General features: G+C 69.5%; 11 protein-coding genes. 7 read left to right on the top strand and 4 right to left on the bottom strand.

Features of this window, described 5'->3' with window-relative positions; genetic code table 11:
- Nucleotides 1-7: 7 nt before the first annotated feature.
- The gene (locus ACZYRS_RS21880) at nt 8-613 is read right to left on the bottom strand and encodes a TetR/AcrR family transcriptional regulator (protein ID WP_463420950.1); all 606 of its coding nucleotides are present in this window, start codon (nt 611-613) and stop codon (nt 8-10) included.
- A gap of 198 nt (nt 614-811) precedes the next feature.
- Here ACZYRS_RS21880 and dsbD point away from each other — a divergent pair, with 198 nt between their 5' ends.
- Genes dsbD through ACZYRS_RS21900 form a run of 4 tightly spaced genes read left to right on the top strand, consistent with a single transcriptional unit; the run spans nt 812 to nt 4,807 of the window.
- Nucleotides 812-2,683, top strand: coding sequence for a protein-disulfide reductase DsbD (gene dsbD / locus ACZYRS_RS21885; RefSeq protein WP_463420951.1), 1,872 nt, complete (start codon nt 812-814; stop codon nt 2,681-2,683).
- Nucleotides 2,680-3,513, top strand: a complete 834-nt coding sequence (locus ACZYRS_RS21890; RefSeq protein WP_463420952.1) for a TlpA family protein disulfide reductase — start codon at nt 2,680-2,682, stop codon at nt 3,511-3,513. Before dsbD ends, ACZYRS_RS21890 begins: the two co-directional genes overlap by 4 nt.
- The gene (dsbG, locus tag ACZYRS_RS21895; RefSeq protein ID WP_463420953.1) at nt 3,510-4,181 is read left to right on the top strand and encodes a thiol:disulfide interchange protein DsbG; all 672 of its coding nucleotides are present in this window, start codon (nt 3,510-3,512) and stop codon (nt 4,179-4,181) included. The genes ACZYRS_RS21890 and dsbG overlap by 4 nt, the downstream gene beginning before the upstream one ends.
- On the top strand, nt 4,181-4,807 hold the full coding sequence (locus tag ACZYRS_RS21900; RefSeq protein WP_463420954.1) for an SCO family protein: 627 nt from the start codon (nt 4,181-4,183) through the stop codon (nt 4,805-4,807). Before dsbG ends, ACZYRS_RS21900 begins: the two co-directional genes overlap by 1 nt.
- A 141-nt stretch (nt 4,808-4,948) precedes the next feature.
- Here ACZYRS_RS21900 and ACZYRS_RS21905 read toward each other — a convergent pair whose 3' ends face one another.
- Complete coding sequence (locus ACZYRS_RS21905; RefSeq protein ID WP_463420955.1) at nt 4,949-6,448, bottom strand: ATP-binding protein; 1,500 nt, start codon at nt 6,446-6,448, stop codon at nt 4,949-4,951.
- The gene (locus ACZYRS_RS21910; RefSeq protein ID WP_463420956.1) at nt 6,445-7,110 is read right to left on the bottom strand and encodes a response regulator; all 666 of its coding nucleotides are present in this window, start codon (nt 7,108-7,110) and stop codon (nt 6,445-6,447) included. Before ACZYRS_RS21910 ends, ACZYRS_RS21905 begins: the two co-directional genes overlap by 4 nt.
- 403 nt (nt 7,111-7,513) lie before the next feature.
- Between ACZYRS_RS21910 and ACZYRS_RS21915 the strand changes: the two genes are divergently transcribed.
- The 3 genes from ACZYRS_RS21915 to ACZYRS_RS21925 all read left to right on the top strand — a co-directional run bounded on the left by ACZYRS_RS21915 (nt 7,514) and on the right by ACZYRS_RS21925 (nt 19,362).
- Nucleotides 7,514-9,214: a ShlB/FhaC/HecB family hemolysin secretion/activation protein gene (locus tag ACZYRS_RS21915; RefSeq protein ID WP_463420957.1), complete on the top strand. Its 1,701-nt coding sequence runs from the start codon at nt 7,514-7,516 to the stop codon at nt 9,212-9,214.
- 13 nt (nt 9,215-9,227) lie between these two features.
- Nucleotides 9,228-18,419 carry a two-partner secretion domain-containing protein gene (locus tag ACZYRS_RS21920; protein WP_463420958.1) on the top strand — a complete coding sequence of 3,064 codons (9,192 nt, stop codon included), beginning with the start codon at nt 9,228-9,230 and terminating at the stop codon, nt 18,417-18,419.
- A gap of 193 nt (nt 18,420-18,612) precedes the next feature.
- Nucleotides 18,613-19,362, top strand: a complete 750-nt coding sequence (locus tag ACZYRS_RS21925; RefSeq protein ID WP_463420959.1) for a hypothetical protein — start codon at nt 18,613-18,615, stop codon at nt 19,360-19,362.
- Here the strand turns inward: ACZYRS_RS21925 and ACZYRS_RS21930 are convergent.
- On the bottom strand, nt 19,359-20,570 hold the full coding sequence (locus ACZYRS_RS21930; protein WP_463420960.1) for a DUF1501 domain-containing protein: 1,212 nt from the start codon (nt 20,568-20,570) through the stop codon (nt 19,359-19,361). The genes ACZYRS_RS21925 and ACZYRS_RS21930 overlap by 4 nt on opposite strands.
- Between the last annotated feature and the right edge of the window lie 9 nt (nt 20,571-20,579).

Here is a 20,579-nt window from a genome sequence, read left to right on the forward strand (position 1 = left end):
CAAGCGCTCAATGCGATCGCTGTGATCGCTGCAGCGGCTCGAGCGTGGCCAGCGCGGGCCGCACGATGCCTTCGAGCAGCGCGCGTTCGGGCCGTGCGCGCGCGAGCACGCGAATGCCCATCAGCACGCCGAGCAGCAGGCGCGCCGCGTCCTTGGCATCGACGGTGGAGGCGATGTCGCCGCTGCGATGGCCGCGCTGCACGCAGCGGCGAAAGAAGGCCTCGATCTGCTTGAGTTCCTCGGCGACGACCAGGCGAAATTCGGGATCGTGCGGCGCCACTTCGAGTGCCGCGTTCACCAGCATGCAGCCGCGGAATTCGCCATCGCCCATCGAGCGCTCGACGATTTCGCCGAGGAAGGCCGCAATGGCCTCGCGCGGCGCGAGCACCTCGAACCGCACGATGCGGTTGCGCACGCTCATGTCCAGGTAGTGCTGCAGCGAGCGGCGGTACAGCGTGAGCTTGTCGCCGAAGGCGTTGTACAGGCTCGCGCTGGTGAGCCCCATGCCTTCGGCCAGCTCGCGCACGGAGGTGACCTCGTAGCCGCGCGACCAGAAGCGCTGCATGGCCGCGTCGAGCACTGCGCTTTCGTCGAACTGTCGGGGTCGGGCCATCGGCTTTTCGTTGCTCTCTGGAAGATGTTCAACGCATTATGTATCACTTGTTCTAAAACCTGGATCACCCCTCCGACGGTGGTGCGCCGGCAGCCCGCGACGGGACCACGTTGCAACGCGGCGCGGTGGGCCGGCAGCGTTAACGTTCTCTTAATGGGCTCGCGAAATGATGGCCTCTTCCCATCGCGACGAGCGTCCATGCACATGTCCCGCGTCTTTCTCCTGCGCTTCCTGCGCTTCCTGCGCTCCGGTCTTTCGGCCATCATTTTTCTTTTCGTCCCCGCCATCTTTCTCGGCGGCGCGCAGGCCCAGGACGGGTTCCTGCCGGCGGAGAGGGCCTTTGCACTGAACGTCCAGCGCGCCGCAGAGCCCGGTGCACCGCCGCACCTGCGCTGGGATATCGCCGAGGGGTACTACCTCTATCGCGATCGCATCCTGATCACCGAAGGGCCGGCGAACGCGCCGGTCGATTTCGCGCGGCCTGCCGGCGAGAAAAAGGAAGATCCGAACTTCGGGACGATGGAGGTCTATCACCACGCACTGGAGATTTCCGCCCTCCGGCTCCAGCCGACGTCGGATTCGATCACCGTGACCTGGCAGGGCTGCGCCGAGGCCGGGCTCTGTTACCCGCCGCAGTCCAAGACCATTGCGCTCGCGCCTGCAGGCGCCGAGCCGGCATCGGCGGCAGGGGCGCCGGCTTCGGCCGCGCACGCGGGCTTCACCGCCGGCAGCGACAGCGACATCCTGGGCCTTCTGCAGCACAGGTCGCTCGCATGGACGCTGCCGCTGTTCTTCGTGTTGGGCATCGCGCTGGCCTTCACGCCGTGCGTCCTGCCGATGGTGCCGATCATCTCGAGCATCGTGGTGGGCGGCCAGGCGAGTCCGCGGCGCGCCGTGGCGCTGACGCTGGCCTTCATCCTGCCGATGGCCGCGACCTACGCGGCGCTGGGCGTGGCCGCCGCGCTGGCGGGCGCCAATCTCCAGGCGCTGCTGCAGACACCGTGGACCCTGTTCACCTTCTCCACGGTCTTCGTCGTGCTGGCCTTCAGCATGTTCGGCTTTTTCACCCTGCAGCTGCCCGCCGCGCTCAGGAACCGCCTGGACAACGCCAGCCGGGCACGGCGCGGCGGCTCGCTCGCGGGCGCCGCGGGCATGGGCACGCTGTCGGCCCTTTTGGTCGGCCCCTGCATGACCGCGCCGCTCGCCGGGACGCTGCTGTACATCGCCCAATCCGGCAACGCGGTGCAGGGCGGGCTGCTGCTGCTCTCGCTCGGGCTGGGCATGGGCGTGCCGCTGTTCGTGGCAGGCACCGTGGGTTCGCGCTACCTGCCGAAACCGGGGCCGTGGATGGACCGCGTCAAGGGCGCATTCGGTTTCCTGCTGCTCGCCACCGCCATCTGGATGGTGGAGCGCGTGGTGTCGGCGCCGTTGGCGCTGGCGCTGTGGGGCGGGCTGGTGATCGTGGTGGCGGTCGCGCTCTATCAGCTGGCCGCGCCCGAAGGCGAGGGCCGCGCGCCCGCCGCCCCCAAGGCACGCTTGCTGCTGTGCAGCGCTGCGCTGGTCAGCGGCCTGTGGGGCGGCGCCATGTTGCTGGGCGCGGCCCGCGGAGCGGCAGACCCGTGGCAGCCGCTGGGCTTCGCGGGCCGCACGGAATCCGTCTCCGGCACCGGCACCGGCGCGGTGCGGGGCGGTGAGTCCGCCCTCCTTTTCGGCGCGATCGACAGCCCGCAGGATCTGCGCCGGCGCGTGCAGGAAGCCAGCGCCACGGGCAAGCCGGTGCTGGTCGATTTCTATGCGGACTGGTGCGTCGCGTGCAAGAGCATCGAGAAAGAGGTGTTCACCGATCCGGACGTCCGCCGCCTGCTCGCCGGCGCCGTGCTGCTGCGCGCCGACGTCACGGCGAACACGCCGCAGCAGCAGGCGTTGATGCGCGAGCACCAGATCGTCGGCCCGCCCACGGTCATGTTGTTCGACGCCAGCGGCCAGGAGCGCCGCAGCGCGCGGCTCGTCGGCGAGTTCTCCGCTCGCGACCTCGTGGCGCGCGATCCGGTGCCCGGAGGGCCGACGTGAACGGCGCGCTCCAGCTCGGCCCACTCACCCTTCCCTTCGCTTTGTTGCTGGCGCTCGGTGCGATGGCCGCGGGGTCCGTCGCGAGCCACTGGCTCGGCAAGCGCTTTCGCGTCGACAGCGGCCCGGCCTTCTTCTGGCTGCTGTTCGCAGGCGCCATCGCGGCGCGGCTCGCGTTCGTCTGGCGATTTCGCGAGGTCTACCTGACCGCACCGCTCGAGATGATCGACATTCGCGACGGGGGCTGGAGCCTGCTGGCGGGAACCGTGGCCGCATGGGCCGGGTTCGCCGTGATCGCGCTGCGCCGCAAGTCGCTGCGAAAGCCGCTGGGCGGTGCCCTGGCGCTCGCCACTGTGATCCTGGTCGCGGGCAACGCGCTGCTGGCGGTGCCCGCGCCGGAGCGGAACATTCCTGCCGTGAGCCTGCAGAGCGCCGATGGCCAGGCCGTGCCCCTCGCCTCCTTTCGCGGCAAGCCGATGGTGGTCAACCTGTGGGCCACATGGTGCCCGCCATGCCAGCGCGAGATGCCCGTCCTGGGCGAAGCGCAAACGCGCCGGCCCGACATCCATTTCGTGTTTCTCAACCAGGGCGAAGACCCGGCCGCGGTCAGGCGTTTCGTGGCGCTGCGGCATCCCGCACTGCGCAATGTCCTGCTGGACGCGCAAGGGCAACTCGCCGATCTGGTCGGCCATCGCGCGCTGCCCACCACGCTGTTCTTCGATGCGCGCGGCCGCATGGTCGACACGCGCATCGGCGAGCTCTCGCAAGCCACGCTGGCCGAGCGGCTCGACGCGCTGACCTCCCTCAACCCTTCTCCATCGATCGACCCATGACACCCAAGAATCTCGACGCCCGACGCCGCATCGCCATCGCCGTGCGCACCCTCATCCCCGCCGTGGCGCTGCTGACGGCCTTGGGACATGGCCCGGCGTTCGCCGATCCCATGTCCAATGCCGCGCATCCGCCCCACAAGGCCGACCCAGCGGCCCAGGCCGTGCTCTCGCAACTCGGGAACGCCGCGTGGATCGCGGACGGCGCCGACAACGCCCCGCGCGTCATCTATGTCTTCACCGATCCCAACTGCCCGTTCTGCAACCGGCTATGGAGCGATGCGCGCCCGTGGGTCGATGCGGGCAAGGTGCAGCTGCGGCACCTGCTGGTCGCCGTGCTCACGCCGACCAGCGCGGGAAAGGCCGCCGCGCTCTATTCGAGCAAGGACCCCGCCTCGGCACTCGCCGCGCACGAGCGCCTCAATGCGCCGGGCAATGCCAGGCGCATGGCGGCGGGACACATCCAGCCGCTGGGCGACCTGGGCATCAAGCCGCTCCCCGAAGTGGCGCCGGCGGTCCAGGCCAAACTCGCGAACAACGAAAGGCTGATGGCCTCGTTGGGCCTGGGGGGGACGCCTGGCGTGGTGTGGACCGATGCCAATGGCGCCCTGAAGGCGCGGGCCGGCGTTCCTCCCGGGGAGATGGAAACCATCTTTCTGCCGCTGCAATGATGAGCCGGAGACTGGCCCTCCAGGCCGTGGCCGCCGCGGCCAGCGGCGCCACCACCTCGCCCGCGATCGTGCTCGCGCTTTCGTCCGGCCTTGTTGCCTGCACGCAGGTCAACCCGGCGTTCAACGGCACGGACATCACCGGTGCGGGCTATGCCCGGCGATTCTCGTTGCGCGACGCCGAGGGACGCCTGCGCACCATCGAGGACTTCAAGGGCAGCGTGGTCGTCGTCTTCTTCGGCTTCGTCCAGTGTCCGGACGTCTGCCCCACCACGCTGGCCGACCTGGCGAAGATCAAGCGCGGGCTCGGCCCCGACGGCACCAGGTTCCAGGTCGTGTTCGTGACGGTGGACCCCGAGCGCGACACGCCCGAGGTCATGAAGGCCTACATGGCGGCTTTCGATCCAACGTTCGTGGCGTTGATTCCGACGCCCGATGAACTGGCTGCGACGGCGAAGGAATACAAGGTTTATTTCCAGAAGGTCGCGGGCGCGACGCCCGCCAGCTATTCGATAGACCATTCGGCCGGCAGCTATGTCTACGACACCTTCGGCAGGCTGCGGCTGTACGAACACTACGGCGTTGCGGGCGATGCCCTGGTCCGGGACATTCGCGCCCTCATGGGCTGACCATCGCGTCCTGTAAGCGCGCCACCGGTCGACAGGCATCGGCCCTGCGCCGCCCGGCACGATCGCGGCGCAAGCAGCGACATCGATGTCGTTCAAGAGATGGACAGGCGTGGCTTCGCGCAATTGCGCGGGAGAAAGCACTCAGCCATTCGCATCGACACCGCCTGCCGGCAGCACCAGCGTTGCGACCAGCCCGGCGGAGGCGCCGGGCTCAAGATGGAATGTGCCGCCGTGGCGCCGCGCGATGGCATTCACGATGGACAAGCCCAGTCCGCTGCCGTGCGAGCTGGGCCCGCGGCGCCAGAAGCGCTGGACGGCCAGGGCGCATTCGGCAGCGCTCAGTCCCGGGCCATCGTCGACGATCCGGAACCGGATCCATCGCCCGTCCTGGCGCGCCACCTCCACCCGGACCGGGGATTGCGGCGGCGAATAGCGCAATGCGTTGTCCAGCACATTCCGCAAGGCCGATACGAGCAACGGCTCAGCGACGGCCACCAGGTAGTCGCCTTCTCTGTCTCCTTCTCCTTCCCCGGGCATATCGAACGCCACCCGGCCGCCGCCCGCCTTCACGCCGCCCTCGGCGCTTTCGATCGCGCGCCAGGTGGAGGCCCTCGCCGCGCAGACCGAGGAGGCAGAGGACGTTTCGGCAGAGGGGGACGCAGCCGGCGAATCGCCCGGCGCGTCCAGCCGTGCGAGAAACAGCAGCTGTTCCAGCGTTCCCTGCAGGCGCTCGACGCCGAGCTCCGCGTCCTGCAGCGCCGCACGCCGCAGCTGTGCGCTCTGCGCATCGTCGGGGCGGCTCATGCCGAGGCGCAGCACCTGAAGATGCGTCTTCACGGCCGTGAGCGGGGTCCGCAGCTCGTGAGCCGCGTCGTCCGTGAAGCGGCGCTCGCGGGCGATCGTCGAGCGCATGCGTTCGACCAGGTGCCGAATCGTCTCGACCAATGGGCTCAGCTCGGGCGGCGCGTGAAGTTCGGGCAAGGCGGATGCGTCGTCGGGGCGCCGGTCCGCCAGCGCCTCGCGCACGCGCTCGATCGGGCTGAGCCCGCGGCCGATGCCGAACCACAGGATCAGCAGGCTGCCGGCCAGCGCCACCGCGAACGGAATGCCCGCGGCCAGCGCGACGTCGCGCAACAGGCTGCGGCGCACGTCGATGCGGTCCGCCGTGGCGACGCGGAACTTGCCCTGCTGAAGCACGTAGCTGCGCCACGCCTGGTCGCCGAAGGTGCGCGTGCTGAAGCCTTCGGGGGCCTGCGCGAGGCCGGGGCTGCCCTTGGTCTTGGCCATCGTCCGCAGGCCGTCCTGCCCGCCCAGCAGGCTGACCTCGCACACCAGGCCGTCGGGCGCGACAACGTCCAGCACCGATGAGCGGGTGCGTTCGTCCGAGGCGTCGAACGCCGGTATCTGCGTGACCAGTCCGGCCACCATGCGCGCCGATGCGGCCAGCCGTTCGTCCAGCACGGAGCGCAGTTCGTTGCGCACGTCCACCAGCGTCCAGACCGCCACCAGGCACCAGACGCTCGTGAGCGAGATGCCGATGATCGCCAGAAGGCGGGAGCGCAGCCGCCACTGCCGCGGGCCGCTCGGGCGTGCGGTTCCCGCCGCGGCCGGTTCGCCAGGAGGCGGTCGCCACGGCCTCATGACCCCGCCTTGCCCAGGCGGTATCCCTGGCCGCGCACCGTCTCGATGAAGCCCTTGCCCAGTTTGCGCCGCAGGTGATGGACATGAACGCTCACGGCATTGCTCTCCACCTCCTGGTCGAATCCGTAGAGGCTGTCCTGCAGGTGCTCGGGGCTCAGCACGCGCGTGGGGTTCTGCAGGAAGGCCCGCAGCAGCGCCAGCTCGCGGCGCGAAAGCTCCACGCTCTGGCCATCCAGGCGCACCTCGCCGGACGAGGCAGTGAACGACAGCGGACCGAGCTCGATGCAATCGGCACTGTGCCCGGCGGCGCGCCGCAGCAGCGCATGGACGCGCGCCACGAGCTCATCCAGGTCGAAGGGTTTGAGCAGGTAGTCGTCGGCGCCGGCACGCAGTCCCGCGACACGATGCTCGACCGCGTCCCGCGCGGTCAGCACCAGCACCGGCAGGCTGCGCCGGGCCGCACGCCAGCGCGCCAGCAGTTCCATGCCGTCGCCGTCAGGCAAGCCCAGGTCGAGCACGCAGATATCGAAGCGCCACGCAGCCACGGCGCCCTCGGCCCGCGCGGCGCTGGCGACATGGTCGACCGTGAAGCCGTGCAGCCGCAGTCCCGCGACAAGGCCGCGGCCTACCAGCTCATCGTCTTCGACTACCAATACATGCATTGCGGGGGTTCTTGATGTGTCCCGGCCGAGCTTGCGTCAGCCACATGAAGTCAACATTAAGAGCCGAAGTCTCCGGTTCGCTGTCGCTCGTCGTCAATGTCGGCAGGGAAGACGAGCTTCACCTGCACCGCGAGTACAGCAAAAGCCGGGCTTCAGGCACCAACGAAGCGGCCCAACGGCCCGTTGTGAACACCTAACAATACTTGTTTCATGGTATGTCCAAATGTTAATGAGAACGTAATAATCCGCGCGCACCTGGACCGGTGCGCACCCCGGCATTCCGGACAAGTGACGGCATTCGGCTCCATAGATGGGTCGATCTATGCCATTTTTTGCTTCGAAACCGCCGTTTGGCGGCAATTCCGCATCGTCTTTGCGGCGTTACAAGAGACGTTCGCTGGCGGTGCTCGGCACCGCCTTGCTGGGCATGTCGGCCCAGGCGCAGGTCGTCAATCCGGCGGCCGAGATCGATCGGCAGAACCAGATCATCGAGCGCCAGCAGCAAGACCGCCTGCGCGAAGAACAGGACCGTGCCCAGCGCGCCCTGCCCGCGCCCGGCGGCACCAACCTGCAGCAGGTACGCCCGCAGGTGGTGGTGCCCGACATCGGCGTGCAGTGCCGCGACATCAAGGAAATCCGCTTCAACGGTGACACCGGCAACCTGCCCGGCAAGCTCACCGAGCGCCTCCAGGGCGAGAACGCCGGGCGGTGCCTGGGCGTGGCCGAGCTGGAAGCCATCCTGGCCGCGCTGACCAAGAGCTACATCGACCGCGGCTACATCACCACGCGCGCCTACCTGCCGGCGCAGGACCTGCGCTCGGGCGTGCTCGAAGTGACGATCGTCGAAGGCAAGATCGAGCGCTTCGAGGTCACCGGCGGCAGAGACCGGGCCCAGTGGATTCGCGGCGCCTTCCCCGCCAGCCCGGGCGACCTGCTGAACCTGCGCGACCTGGAACAGGGCATCGACCAGGTCAACAGCCTGACCGCCAACAACGCCAAGCTCGACCTGCGCCCCGGCAGTGCGCCGGGCCAGACCGTGGTGGTGGTCGAGAATCCGGCCGCGTTCCCGGTGCACCTCTACACCTCGCTGGACAACTCCGGCACGCGTGCCACGGGCCGCGACAACGCCTCGGCCACCGTTACCTTCGACAGCCTGCTGGGGCTGAACGAGTTGCTGTCGATCACCAAGCGACAGTCGGTGCTGCCCGAGCGCTGGGATCACAAATCCGATTCGACCGGCCTGCGCGCCGTGCTGCCCTTCGGCTACAGCACGTTCAGCCTCGACGCCAGCGAGAGCAACTACCGCAACGTGCTGCGGTTGCCCAGCGGCCAGTTCCTCGCGTCCGAGGGCACCACCATCAGCAAGAGCTTCACGGCCGACCGCGTGGTGTACCGCGACCAGGCAAGCCGCATCTCACTGTCGGCACGCCTGGGCACGCAATCGAGCCGCAACTGGCTCGGCGGCGAATTCCTGCAGGTGGCCAGCCGCGACCTCACCACGCTCGACGTGGGCGCGAGCGCCTTCACGCAGGTGGGCGGCGGCATCCTCAATGCGCGCGTGGGCTACGTGAAGGGCCTGAAGGCCTTCGGTGCGCTGCGCGACGCCGACACGCTCGAAGACGATCTGCCGCACGCGCAGTTCCGCAAGGCCACGCTCGACCTGGGGTTCTCCCGCCGCTTCGAAGTGGCGGGCAGCGCGTTCTCTTTCTCCACCCAGTTCAGCGGCCAGCACGCCTACGACACGCTCTACGGCACGCAGCAGATGCTGATCGGCGGCGGCTCGTCGGTGCGCGGCTTTCTCAACACCGTGCTCAGCGGCGACAGCGGCTTCTACCTTCGCAACGAACTCTCGATGCCCTGGCAACTCGCGCTCGGCGATGGCGCGCCGCTGCAAGGCCGCGTCTACACCGGCTTCGACGTGGGCCGCGTGAGCAACCGCGCGAGCGGCGTGCCCTCCGGCTCGCTGTCGGGCGCGACGCTCGGCGCCGCCTTCCAGTGGAAGACGCTGAGCCTCGACGTTTTCGCCTCGCGCGCCGTGCACGTGCCCAGCGCGCTCGTGCGCGAAGGCACCCTTTACGGCTTCCGCCTTTCTGCCTCCCTTTGAGACTGACCGCACCATGAACCACATCTATAGAGTCGTCTGGAATGCCGTGTCCGCCACCTGGACGGCCGTTGCGGAAACCGCGCGGGGCAATACGAAGAACAGCAAGAGCGGCACGAGCGGCAAGGCCGTCTCGCGCAGCCGCAACCTCGTTGCCATTGGCGCGATGGTGCTGCTGCCGCCCTTCGCGCTGGCGCAGGTCGCCTCCGTCGTCGTGGCGCCGGGCACCCAGCTCAACGCGTATGTCGCGCCCAACGGCGTGACGGTGGTGAACATCAACCGGGCCAATTCGGCCGGGCTGTCGCACAACCGGTACAACAGCTTCAACGTCAACCCGATCGGCCTCATCCTCAACAACACGACCAGCGCGGCGCAGATCGCCTGGCAGTCGCAGCTTGCAGGCCAGGTCACGGCGAACTTCAACCAGTCCAGCGCGGCGCGCGTGATCCTGAACGAGGTGGTGTCGAACAACCGCAGCACGCTGGCCGGCTTCACCGAAGTGCTCGGCGGCAGGGCCGACGTGGTGCTCGCCAACCCCTACGGCATCACCTGCTCGGGCTGCGGCTTCATCAACACCGACCGCGTGACGCTGAGCACGGGCAACCCCTTCCTTGCCTCGAACGGCGGGCTCGGCGGCTTCAGCGTGGGCCAGGGCGACATCCTCATCACGGGCACCGGCCTGAACGCGACGGCGCAGCAGGTGCTCGACCTGGTGACGCGCTCGGTGCGCATCGAAGCGCCCATCAATGCGCAGGACCTGAGCATCGCGACCGGCACCAACAAGTGGAGCTACGACACGCGCGCCGTCACGGGCGCCGCCACGCCGACGGGCAGCGCGCCGGTCTATTCGATCGACACCGCCGTGCTCGGCGGCATGTACGCCAACCGCATCCGCCTGAGTTCCACCGAAGCCGGCGTGGGCGTGCGCATGCTGGGCGACGCCGCAGCCAGCGCGAGCGACTTCACGCTCACCGCCGCAGGCAAGGTCGAGCTGCAGAACCGCATCTCGGCTGCGACCGACGTGAACGTGAGCACCACGGGCACCGGCGCCGGCGCACTCGCGCTGACCGACGCGAGCCTCACCTCGACCGGCGCGCTGTCTCTTTCGTCCACGGGCGGCACGTCGATCGCGGGCAGCGCGCTCGTCGCGGGCACCGACCTTTCGGTGAGCGCGGCCAGCCTGCTGGACACGGCCAGCAGCGCCGGCATCGCCAACAACAACCTGCGCCACGCGGGCGGCGCACTGGCGCTGGCCGTGGGCGACACAGCCTCGCTCGGCGCGACGGAATGGAGCGCGGGCGGTGCCTGGAACGGCACCTTCGGCAACCTCGTGACCACGGGCGCGACCAAGCTCTACAGCAGCGGCGGCACGCTGATCGCCAGCGCCGGCAACGGCGACCTGGCGCTGGGCCTGGCCGCGTTGCAGTCGGCCGGGAACATGACGCTCACCGCGAGCGGCAAGATCGGCACCGCCGCGGGCGGCGCGCTGCAATCGCTGGGCGGCAACCTCGCGCTGACGTCGGGCAACGGCCTGGAGAACGCGGGCACGGTATCGGCCGACAAGGGCGCGGTCACGGTGCGCGTCGATGGCACCATCGCCAACAGCGGCCAGATCCACGCCGCTCAGAACCTGGACATCGCCGGCCGCAACGGCCTCGCGACGGCCAGCCTCGCGAACAGCGGCACGCTGCTGACGGAACAAGCGTTGTTGTTGAAGGCCGCCGCCGTGAGCAACACGGCCGCAGGGCGCGTGCAGGCACAGACAGGGAGCACCGTCAACGCGGCCAGCATGGACAACCAGGGCGCGTGGCTGCTGTCGCAGGCAGCCGGCGCGAGCGACAACGTCACCGTGACGGGCACGCTCGCCAACAGCGGCACGCTGCAAGGCGCGGGCGCCGTCGCGGTGAACGCGGGCCAGGTGGACAACAGCGGCACCCTCCTCGCAGTCACCGACCTGGCAGCGACGACGAGCAAGGACTTCACCAACAGCGGCATCGCGCAGGCCGGGGGCACGCTCGGCGTGACCGGCGGCGGCACCGTCACCAACACCGGCACCGGCGTGCTGAAAGCAGCAGCGCTGAACCTCACGGCCGCCAACGGCCTGAACAACGCGGGCATCGCCACGGCCGACACCGGCAACGCCACGCTGCGCGTGGACGGCACGCTGACCAACAGCGGCCAGTTGCACGCGAAGGGCAACATCGACATCGCCGACCGCACGGGCGGCGCGACCGAGGCCGTCGTCAACAGCGGCAAGCTGCTGGCCGAACAGGCACTGGCACTGAAGGCCGCTTCGTTCGGCAACACGGCCGCCGGCTGGACGCAGGCAGCCTCCGGCAGCACGGCCACGCTGGGCGCGTTGAACAACGCGGGGACCTGGCTGCTGTCGCAGAACGCGGGCGCGACGGACCAGATCGCCGTCTCGGGCGCCGCCACCAACAGCGGCACGCTGCAGAGCGCGGGCGACCTGGGCGTCACGGCCGCGAGCCTCCTCAACAGCGGCAACATGCTGGCCGCGGGCAAGATCGACGCGACCACCACGGGCGACCTGGGCAACGCCGCGGGCGGCGTCGTGCAGGCCGGCACCGCCCTCACGCTCACCGCCGGCAACCTGGCGAGCAATGCCGCCACCGGCACGATGAAGGGCCAGAGCGTCGCGATCCAGGCAGGCAACGGCCTCGCCAACGCAGGCGCCATCGAGGCCAGCGCGGGCACCGCCACGCTGCGCGTGAACGGCACGCTGAACAACAGCGGCACCGTGCATGCGACGAACAACATCGACATCGCCGATCGCAACGGCGGCGCGACACAGACCCTCACCAACAGCGGAACGCTGCTGGCCGACCAGGCCTTCGCGATCAAGGCCGCGAACGCGACCAACGCCGCGACCGGCCGCATACAGGCGAACACCAGCAGCACCGTCGCCGTGGGCGCCTTCGACAACAAGGGCACCTGGATCCTGTCGCAACAGGGCACCGCCGCGGACAGCGTGACCGTCACCGGCACCCTGGCCAACAGCGGCACGCTGCAAAGCGCGAATGACGCGACGCTCGGCGCGAACCAGATCGACAACACCGGCAAGCTCATCGCCACGGGCAATCTCACGGCCAACGTGACGGCGGGCCTCAACAACAGCGGCGGCACGGCGACCGTGCAGGCCGGCAGGCAGCTGTCGGTGCAGGGCACGGGCGCCGCGCTGGTCACCTCGGCCAACAGCAAGATGCTCGGCGACGGGCTGGCCCTCAATGTGGCGAGCATCGACAACGCCGGCACCCTGCAGGGCGGCACGCGCAGCGACAGCACGGTGAACGTGGCCAACACGCTCACCAATCGCACCGGCGGCGTGCTGACCGTGGCCACCGCCGCGGCCGGTGCCGGCTCGGTGGCCGCCACGACGATCGCGAACGACGGCAAGATCCAGTCCGCGGGCGCGCTCACGCTGGGCGTGGGCACGGGCGGCCTCACCAGCGCCGGCACCGTCATCGCGGAACGCGACCTCGCGCTGCAAAGCCGAAGCGGCAACAACTACGCGGCCACCGTCAACGGCCTCATGCAGAGCCGAAGCGGCACGCTCTCGGTGAACGGCAACGGCGCGAGCACGCTCAGCATCGGCGCCGCCGGCACGGTGGTCGGCCAGAAGCTCACCGCCGCGCTGGGCACCGTCAACCTGGCGAACGGCGCCACGCTGTCGTCCGACCGCGACATGACGCTCACGCTCGGCACGCTGGCACTGGCGGGTGCCAACTCGGCCGTGCTGGGTTCGACCGACCAGGCCAATCCGTCGCAGACCCGCATCACCACGACCAGTGCGCTGACCAACAACGGCCTGCTCTTCTCGGGCAACGACCTCACCGTGACCGCGCCGTCGCTCACCAACGGCTTGACCGGCGGCATCGCGGCGCTGCACGACCTCAACGTGACCGCGGCCGGAGGCCTCACGAACCGGGGCGCGCTGTATGCGGGCAACGCGCTCACGGCCTCGGCCGCGTCGGGCACGCTCACCAACGCGGCCACGCTGAGCGCCTACCAGGGCACGATCAGCGCGGGCAAGTCGGTCACCCTGAGCGCCGACACGCTGGTGAACAACAGCACCATCGACAGCAACGGCGCCATCACGATCGCCGCACGCGACCTGCGCAACGAGGTGCTGGGCGGAGACACCCGCACCTACGGCACCGAGACCACGCGCGTGCAAACGGAGACGGGCCATGACAGCCAGGGCTACAACGGCCACGGCTGCTGCGACCAGTACGAGAGCTGGTACTACAAGCAGACCTGGTACAAGGACCAGACCTACGCGGGCGGCACGCCCACGATCAAGCCCCAGATCACCGGAGCCGGCGCGGTCAGCCTGACATTCAACAGCGGCAAGAACCTGGGCGGCGTGATCTCGGGCGACGTCGTCACGTTCTCGGGCAGCGGCAGCAACCCGACGTTCGTCAACGACGACCTCGCGCTGCAGCGCACCTCCTACACGCGCACCTGGACCGAAGAAACCAAGTACATCGCGGCGGGCGGCGCCACCTACTACGAACGCCGGGTCATCAACGACAACACCACCAACGCCGTCACCGAAATCAGCAACATCGGCGCCGGCGTCTACGCCCGCGTGCTGAACACCGGCACCAGCTTCGCCCTCACCAACAACGGGTCCACCGCGGCGCAGGCGGCGGACATGAAGAAGGGCGGCGCCAAGACGGCCGCGGTGTCGGCAGTGAACGGCGGCAACGCCACCAAGGGCACCGTCGGCGGCGCGGCCACGGGCACCACCGGCGCGGCCGCCGGCAGCGTCACGCCCGTCACGACGCTCAATGGGCGCCCGGCCATCTCGTTCGTCGCGGTGAACGCGGCCAACGGCGTGCAGGGCACCTCGTTCGGCGGCATCAACATCCCGCTGCCGACCAACCCGAACGGCCTGTACGTGATCGCCAGGGAGCCGGGCGCCAAGTACCTGGTGGAAAGCAATCCGCGCTACCAGATCGGCTCGTCCACCGTCGGCTCCGACTACCTGGCCAAGCTCCTGGGCTACGACGCCGACACGCTGGTGCGGCGCCTGGGCGATTCGAGCTACGAGGCCTACCTGATCAAGCAGCAGCTCATCGCGCAGACGGGCAACTCGCTGCTCGCGGGCGCTAAGGACGCGGGCACCCAGGTGCAAGCGCTCATGGATTCGGCCGCCGGCGAAAGCAAGGCGCTCGGCCTCGTCTACGGCCAGGCCCTCTCGCCCGAGCAGCAGTCCAAGCTCACGCACGACATCGTGTGGATGGTGCAGACCGAGATCGACGGCCAGGTGGTGCTCGCGCCCGTGGTCTACCTGTCGCCCAAGACCCGCAGCGGCCTCACGCAGGGCGCGGTCATCACGGCGGACACCGCCAACCTCAGCCTGACTTCGCTGACCAACAGCGGCGGCACCATCGCCGGCACGCAGGCGCTCACCGTGGTGTCCGTCGGCGACGTGACCAACACCTCGGGCACGATCAAGGGCGGCAACGTGGCCGTGAGCTCCACGCAGGGCAGCATCGTCAACCAGACCACGGCCAGCGGCTCGGGCGGCGACCAGCGCTATGCGACCGACATCGGCAAGACGGCGTCGATCGAATCGACCGGAACGCTCTCGCTGGATGCGGCCAAGAACATCACCAACACCGGCGCCAACGTGGCCGCCGGCGGCGATGCGAGCCTGAAGGCCGGCGGCGACGTGACCTTCGACACGATCCAGAACAAGTCCGCCGACACCACGCACAGCAGCTACAACACCGCCTTCAGCAGCGGCTCGACAACGACCACCACGACCACGGTCACCCAGGTGAAGTCGGGCCTCACGAGCGGCGGCAACCTGTCGATCGATGCGGGCAGGAACATCACGCTGGCCGGCACCGACACCAAGGCCGCGGGCAACGCCGACCTGAAGGCCGGCGGGGACCTGAACATCATTGCGCGAGAGAACAGCAAGACCACGCACACCGAGAGCAACTCGGCCGGCATGGGCATGAACAACTCGCTGTACGGCACGACGGCCGTGACCACCGACTCGAACTCGGTCCGCAACGTCGCCAGCACGCTGCAGGTGGGCGGCAATGCATCGCTCACCGCCAAAAACGACATCACGGTGCAGGGCTCCAGCGTCGACGTGAAGGGCAACGGCACCGTCAGCGCCACCAACGTCAACGTGCTTGCAGGGCGCAACTACGACGAGACCAACACCACGGTCAAGCAGAGCGGCATCATGCAGGTCGGCGCATCGGGCAGCGGCTCGACCAGCGCCGGTGCAGGCGCGGCATCGGCCTCCAAGAGCGACCACAACGGCGCATCGGCCTCGGCATCCGCGCAAGCCAGCGCGCAGGCCTCGGGCCAAGGCTCGGCCGGCCTGGCGTTCAGCGCCGACACCACCACCACCACCCAGACCACCGACCTGAAGCACGTCGGCTCCAGCCTCGGCTTCGGCGGCAATCTCACGGTCAACGCGAGCAACGACGTGACGCTGCAAGGCTCGTCGGTGAACGCCGGCGGCAATGCGACGGTGAACGCAAAGAACGTGAACCTGCTCGCGGCCGAGGACAAGTCGACCTCCACCACCAACGTGAGCACGACCCGCGTCGGCCTCATGGCCAGCACCGACAACACCGCCAAGGCGGAGGCGCAAGCCGGCGCGAGCGCGGCGGCGGGCAAGGGCATTCCCAATGCCGGCGCGCAGGCATCGGCGGGCGTGTCGGCCAGCACCGAGAACCACCTGGACCTCGTGCAGAAGAGCGACACCACCACGAGCACGCTGGACACGAAGAACCAGGGCTCCTCGATCGGCGCGGGCGGCAACCTCAGCATCAAGGCGAGCGACACGCTGAACGTGGAAGGCTCCAAGCTGGCCTCGGGTGCGGACATGAAGCTGGACGCCAAGGACATGACGTTCAAGGCGGTCGACGACCGGCACGAGGTGAGCACCAGCAGCAGCGTGACCACCGCCGGCCTCTATGCCAGCGGCAGCGCCAAGGCCGGCGTGGAAGGCGGCGCGTCCGCCGGCCTCGGCGCACAGGCCGGCGTCTCGGCCAAGGCGGAGGCCTCGGGCGAGGTCGGCATCTACGGCTCGAACACGCGCGGCAGCACGCTCGACGGTTCGACCACGGCGCAGACCTCGGGCATCTCGGCCGGCAGCAGCATCACGCGCACCGCCACCAACAACATCACCGACGTGGGCACGCAGATCGAGGCAGGCGGCAACTTCACGCAGTCGGCCACCACCATCGCCAGCAAGGCGGCGGCGAACACGACCTACAGTTCGTCGAACACCGCGACCGATACGGCCAAGCTGGGCGTCTATGCCGAAGCGTCCGCCGAAGCGGGTGCCAGCGCCAGTGCGGGCCCCGGTGCGGGCAAGCCGGGCGGCACGTCGACCGATGCCGGCGCGGGCATCCGCGCCAGCTACCAGCACGACGATGCCAGCGAGAAGTCGGCCACGAGCAATGCGGTGGTGTCGAACATCAAGGTCGGCGGCAACGTGAGCAGCACGTCCACCGGCGCCACCACGATGGAAGGCACCAACATCGCCGCCGGCAAGGACGTGACGATCGGCGCCAGCTCGCTCAACTATTCGGCCGCCAGGGACACGGCCAGCGGCAGCAGCAACAGCACCAGCGCGGGCGGCAGCGTGAGCGTCGACCTCGTGAACAAGAGCGCCGCGGTGGGCGTGAACTATGCGGGCGGCACCGCCAGTGGCAGCAGCAGCACGGCGGTGGTGGGCGGCATCACGTCCGGGGGCAACCTCAGCGTGACCACCACCGGCGACACGCGCCTGGAAGGCACCAACCTCGCGGCCGGCGGCGGCGCCAGCGTGACGACCGGCGGCAAGCTCGACTTCGCGGCCGCCAAGAACACCAGCACCTCGAGCAGCCAGGACGTGGGCGTGGACGTGGCCGTGTCCGCCGGTGCCAAGAGCGGCAGCGCGAGCGCGGACGTGAGCTACGCCAAGTCGACCGCCAGCAGCAACGAGGACGTGGCCGGCAGCATCAAGAGCGGCAGCGGCCCGCTCACGATCAAGAGCGGCGGCGACGCCACCTTCACGGGCACCACCATTGCCAGCAACAGCGACGTGTCGGTGGCGGCGGGCGGCAACCTCGCGTTCAACGCGGCACGCAGCGTCTCGAGCAGCGAGTCGCTGAGCGTGGACGTGTCGGCGGCGGCCTCGGGCGGCAAGAAGGAGAACGTGGGCGGCACCACCACCGGCGGCAAGACCACCGGCGGCAAGACCATGGACGAGCGCAGCGGCGAAGCCTCGGTGGGCGTGGGCTACGGCAAGGCCGACAGCAACATCGCAACCGGCGCGAGCATCACGAGCAACGGCGGCAACATCGCGCTGTCCTCGGGCAAGAACACCTCCCTCGAAGGCACGCAGGTCGCGGCCACCGGCGCCGTCGGCGTGACGGCCGGCGGCAAGGTGACGCAGACCGAGGCGAAGAGCAGTTCGAGTTCGCTGGGCGTCGACGTCGGCGTTTCGGCTTCCGGCTCGAGCCTGCAGCCGGAGAAGAAGACGGGTACGGCGACGGCTGGAAGCACCGGTGGAACCGGTGGAACCGGTGGGACCGGTGGGACCGGTGGGACCGGTGGGACCGGTGGGACCGGTGGGACCGGTGGGACCGGTGGGACCGGTGGGACCAGTGGGAGCGGTGGGACCGGTGGGACCAGTGGGAGCGGTGGGACCGGTGGGACCAGTGGGAGCGGTGGGACCGGTGGGACCAGTGGGACCGGTGGGACCGGTGGGACCAGTGGGACCGGTGGGACCGGTGGGACCAGTGGCACTGGAGGCACTGGAGGCACTGGCAGTACGACTGGCACGCCCGCCAAGGATCCGCTCGCCCAAAAGAAGGGCAGCGGCGTGGCCACCGCGAGCGTCGAGACGGAATCGAGCAACACCAGCCAGAAGACGACGCTGAGCGGCGGTCAGGGCGTGACGGTGACGCAAGGCACCGCGAGCCCCGCCACGCGCCAGATCACGGCCAGCGTGCCCATGCCCGACAAGCTGCCCGCAGGCAAGACCGTCGCGGCCACCACGGCCACCGGTGCACCGCTGCCGACCTGGCTCAAGCTCGATCCCGCCACGGGCAAGTTCAGCGGCACCCCGCCTGCGGACTTCAAGGGCGAGCTCAAGGTCAACGTCAAGGTGCCGCAGGCGGACGGCTCGGTGAAGAACGTGCCGATGACTTTCTCGGGGAACTAGAGCGCTGGCTTGGCCGATCTGGCTTGCAGATCGGTCGAGCCAGGTTCGAGGCGAGGCGCCGTCCTTCCGGGCGAGCGGCCTCGCCAGGGTTGCCAGCGGGTCGGGCGAGTGCGGCGGGCGGCTACCCCGACCGCCCCCTGTGGCAACATCCCGCCGATACCGGCGGCAAGCCGCGGAAATCCTCACGCATTCCATGGCACTGACACCCGACAACTGGCCCAGCCGGGCAGCCATCCAGGCCGCGCTGGCCGCCCGGTTCACCCTGCCGCCCTTGCCCCCGCCGATGCACGACTGGTTCGCCTGGTGCCGCAGCATGGGAACGCAGTCCCTCGTGCTGGAAGACCCGGCCTGGCGCGAAGGTTGGCGTGGCGATCTCACCGGCCCGGGCGCCGTCGATGTGCCCAGCCTCCTGGCGGGCATGGAGGGCTATCGCTTCATCCTGGACCAGGCGGCGAGCACGCCGGATCATCTGGTGTGGAGCGACGCCGTCGAAACGGGCCAGTGGCAGCCGCACTGGGTGGTGCTGCAGAACGCCGATGGCGATCCGTTGATCGGCGACATCGGCCAGCCCGAAGTGCCGGTGCTCTGGGACTGGCACGGAAGCGGCCGCTGGTCGCCGCAGCCGCTGTTCCCGAACCTTCGAACGCTGATGGCGCGCATCGAGGTCGAGGCGCCCGAGCCACCGGACGATGCGCCCTCGACGGTGCTTTTCTACACCGTGCATCTGACGGACCTGGGCGCCCAGCCCCTGCAGGTGCTGACCGCGCTCAAGGCGCATCCGGACTACAGGCACCTGGCGGGCGCGAGCCTGCTCAAGCTCAAGCATCAGCTGCCCTTGCCGCTGCTGGTCGACAACATCAGCGCCGAGGCGAAGGACTATCTGGTGCGCCACTACGAGGCGCTTGGCGCGCGGGTGAGTTGCCGCGCAGACCGGCTCCGCTAGACCAGTTGCAGATCCCGCGGCGCCACGCCCTCGAACACCCGCCCGAGCTGCGCGGGCGACAACCCGTACATCCGGCTGAAGAGCCCGCCGAACACCGCCCGGTATTCATTGAGCACCGGGTAGTCGCGGTTCTGGAACAGCGTGGCCTGCGTCAGCGCCTGCTGCTCGCCGACGATGCGCCCACCCGCCTGTGCTGAAAGGCCACCGCCGAGCACCCAGTACACGGTGCCGTGCCCATGGTCCGTTCCCCGGTTGCCGTTCTCGCGGAAGGTGCGGCCGAACTCGCTAATGACGACCACCACGGTCTGGCGCCATGCGTCCTCGCCCATCTCCTGTGCGAAGCCGGCGACGCCCCGGCCCAGCTCTTCGAAGCGGTTGGCGAGGTAGCCGGTGCCGGCGCCCTGCCCCACGTGCGTGTCCCAGCCGCCGACGTCGACGAAGCCCAGGTCGAAGCGGTCGCGCATCAGCACGGCCATGCGCCGCGCGACGAGCTCGAAGCCCTTGGCGGTCATCGCGTTGCGGCTGGCCGCGTCCATCTCGGCCTGCACCGCGCGCATGACTTCGTCGCGCACCTGGAAGCCCTCGGCCACGGGCTGCGCAAGTGGCGTGTTGCGGTACATGGACGCGATGATCCGGCTCTGCCGCGCGTCGATGCCCGAACGCGCATTGCCCGCGAGCGCCATGTTCGCGGCCTTGGCGTCGCCGCGCAGCGCGATGGGCAACTGGTCGGTGAAGGCGATGGGCGACACGTCGGTGATGGGCCCGCCGCCGAGCACGCCCGCCAGGCGGTTGAGAAAGCCCGAGCGGTAGTCGCGGCGCTTGTCGAGCGCCTGCCCGAGTTCGATGGAGTCCTGCGTTTCGAAGTGGCTGCGCGTCAAGTCGTCGGTGCCCGCGAAGGCGATGAACGAGGCCTGCTTCTGCTGGAAGAGCGGCATCACGCTCTGCGCGAGCGCGGGGTGCAGGCCCCAGTTGCCGTCCAGCGGCAGCGCGCCGCCCGGCTGCCCCGGTCGCGCGATGGCGATGTTGGGGCGCGAGGCGTAGTAGAAATCGCTGGCGGTCGGCACCAGCAGGTTGGCGCAGTCGTAGGCGCCGCGCAGGAACACGACGAGCAGCTTGGCGCCTTCGGCGGCAGGTGCCGCGATCAACCGGCCCGCGGCGCCCGCGAGCGGCGCGGCGGCGATCAGCTTCAGGAGTTCTCTGCGTTGCATGTGTTTTTC

It is taken from the genome of Variovorax sp. AC194, from assembly GCF_979257995.1.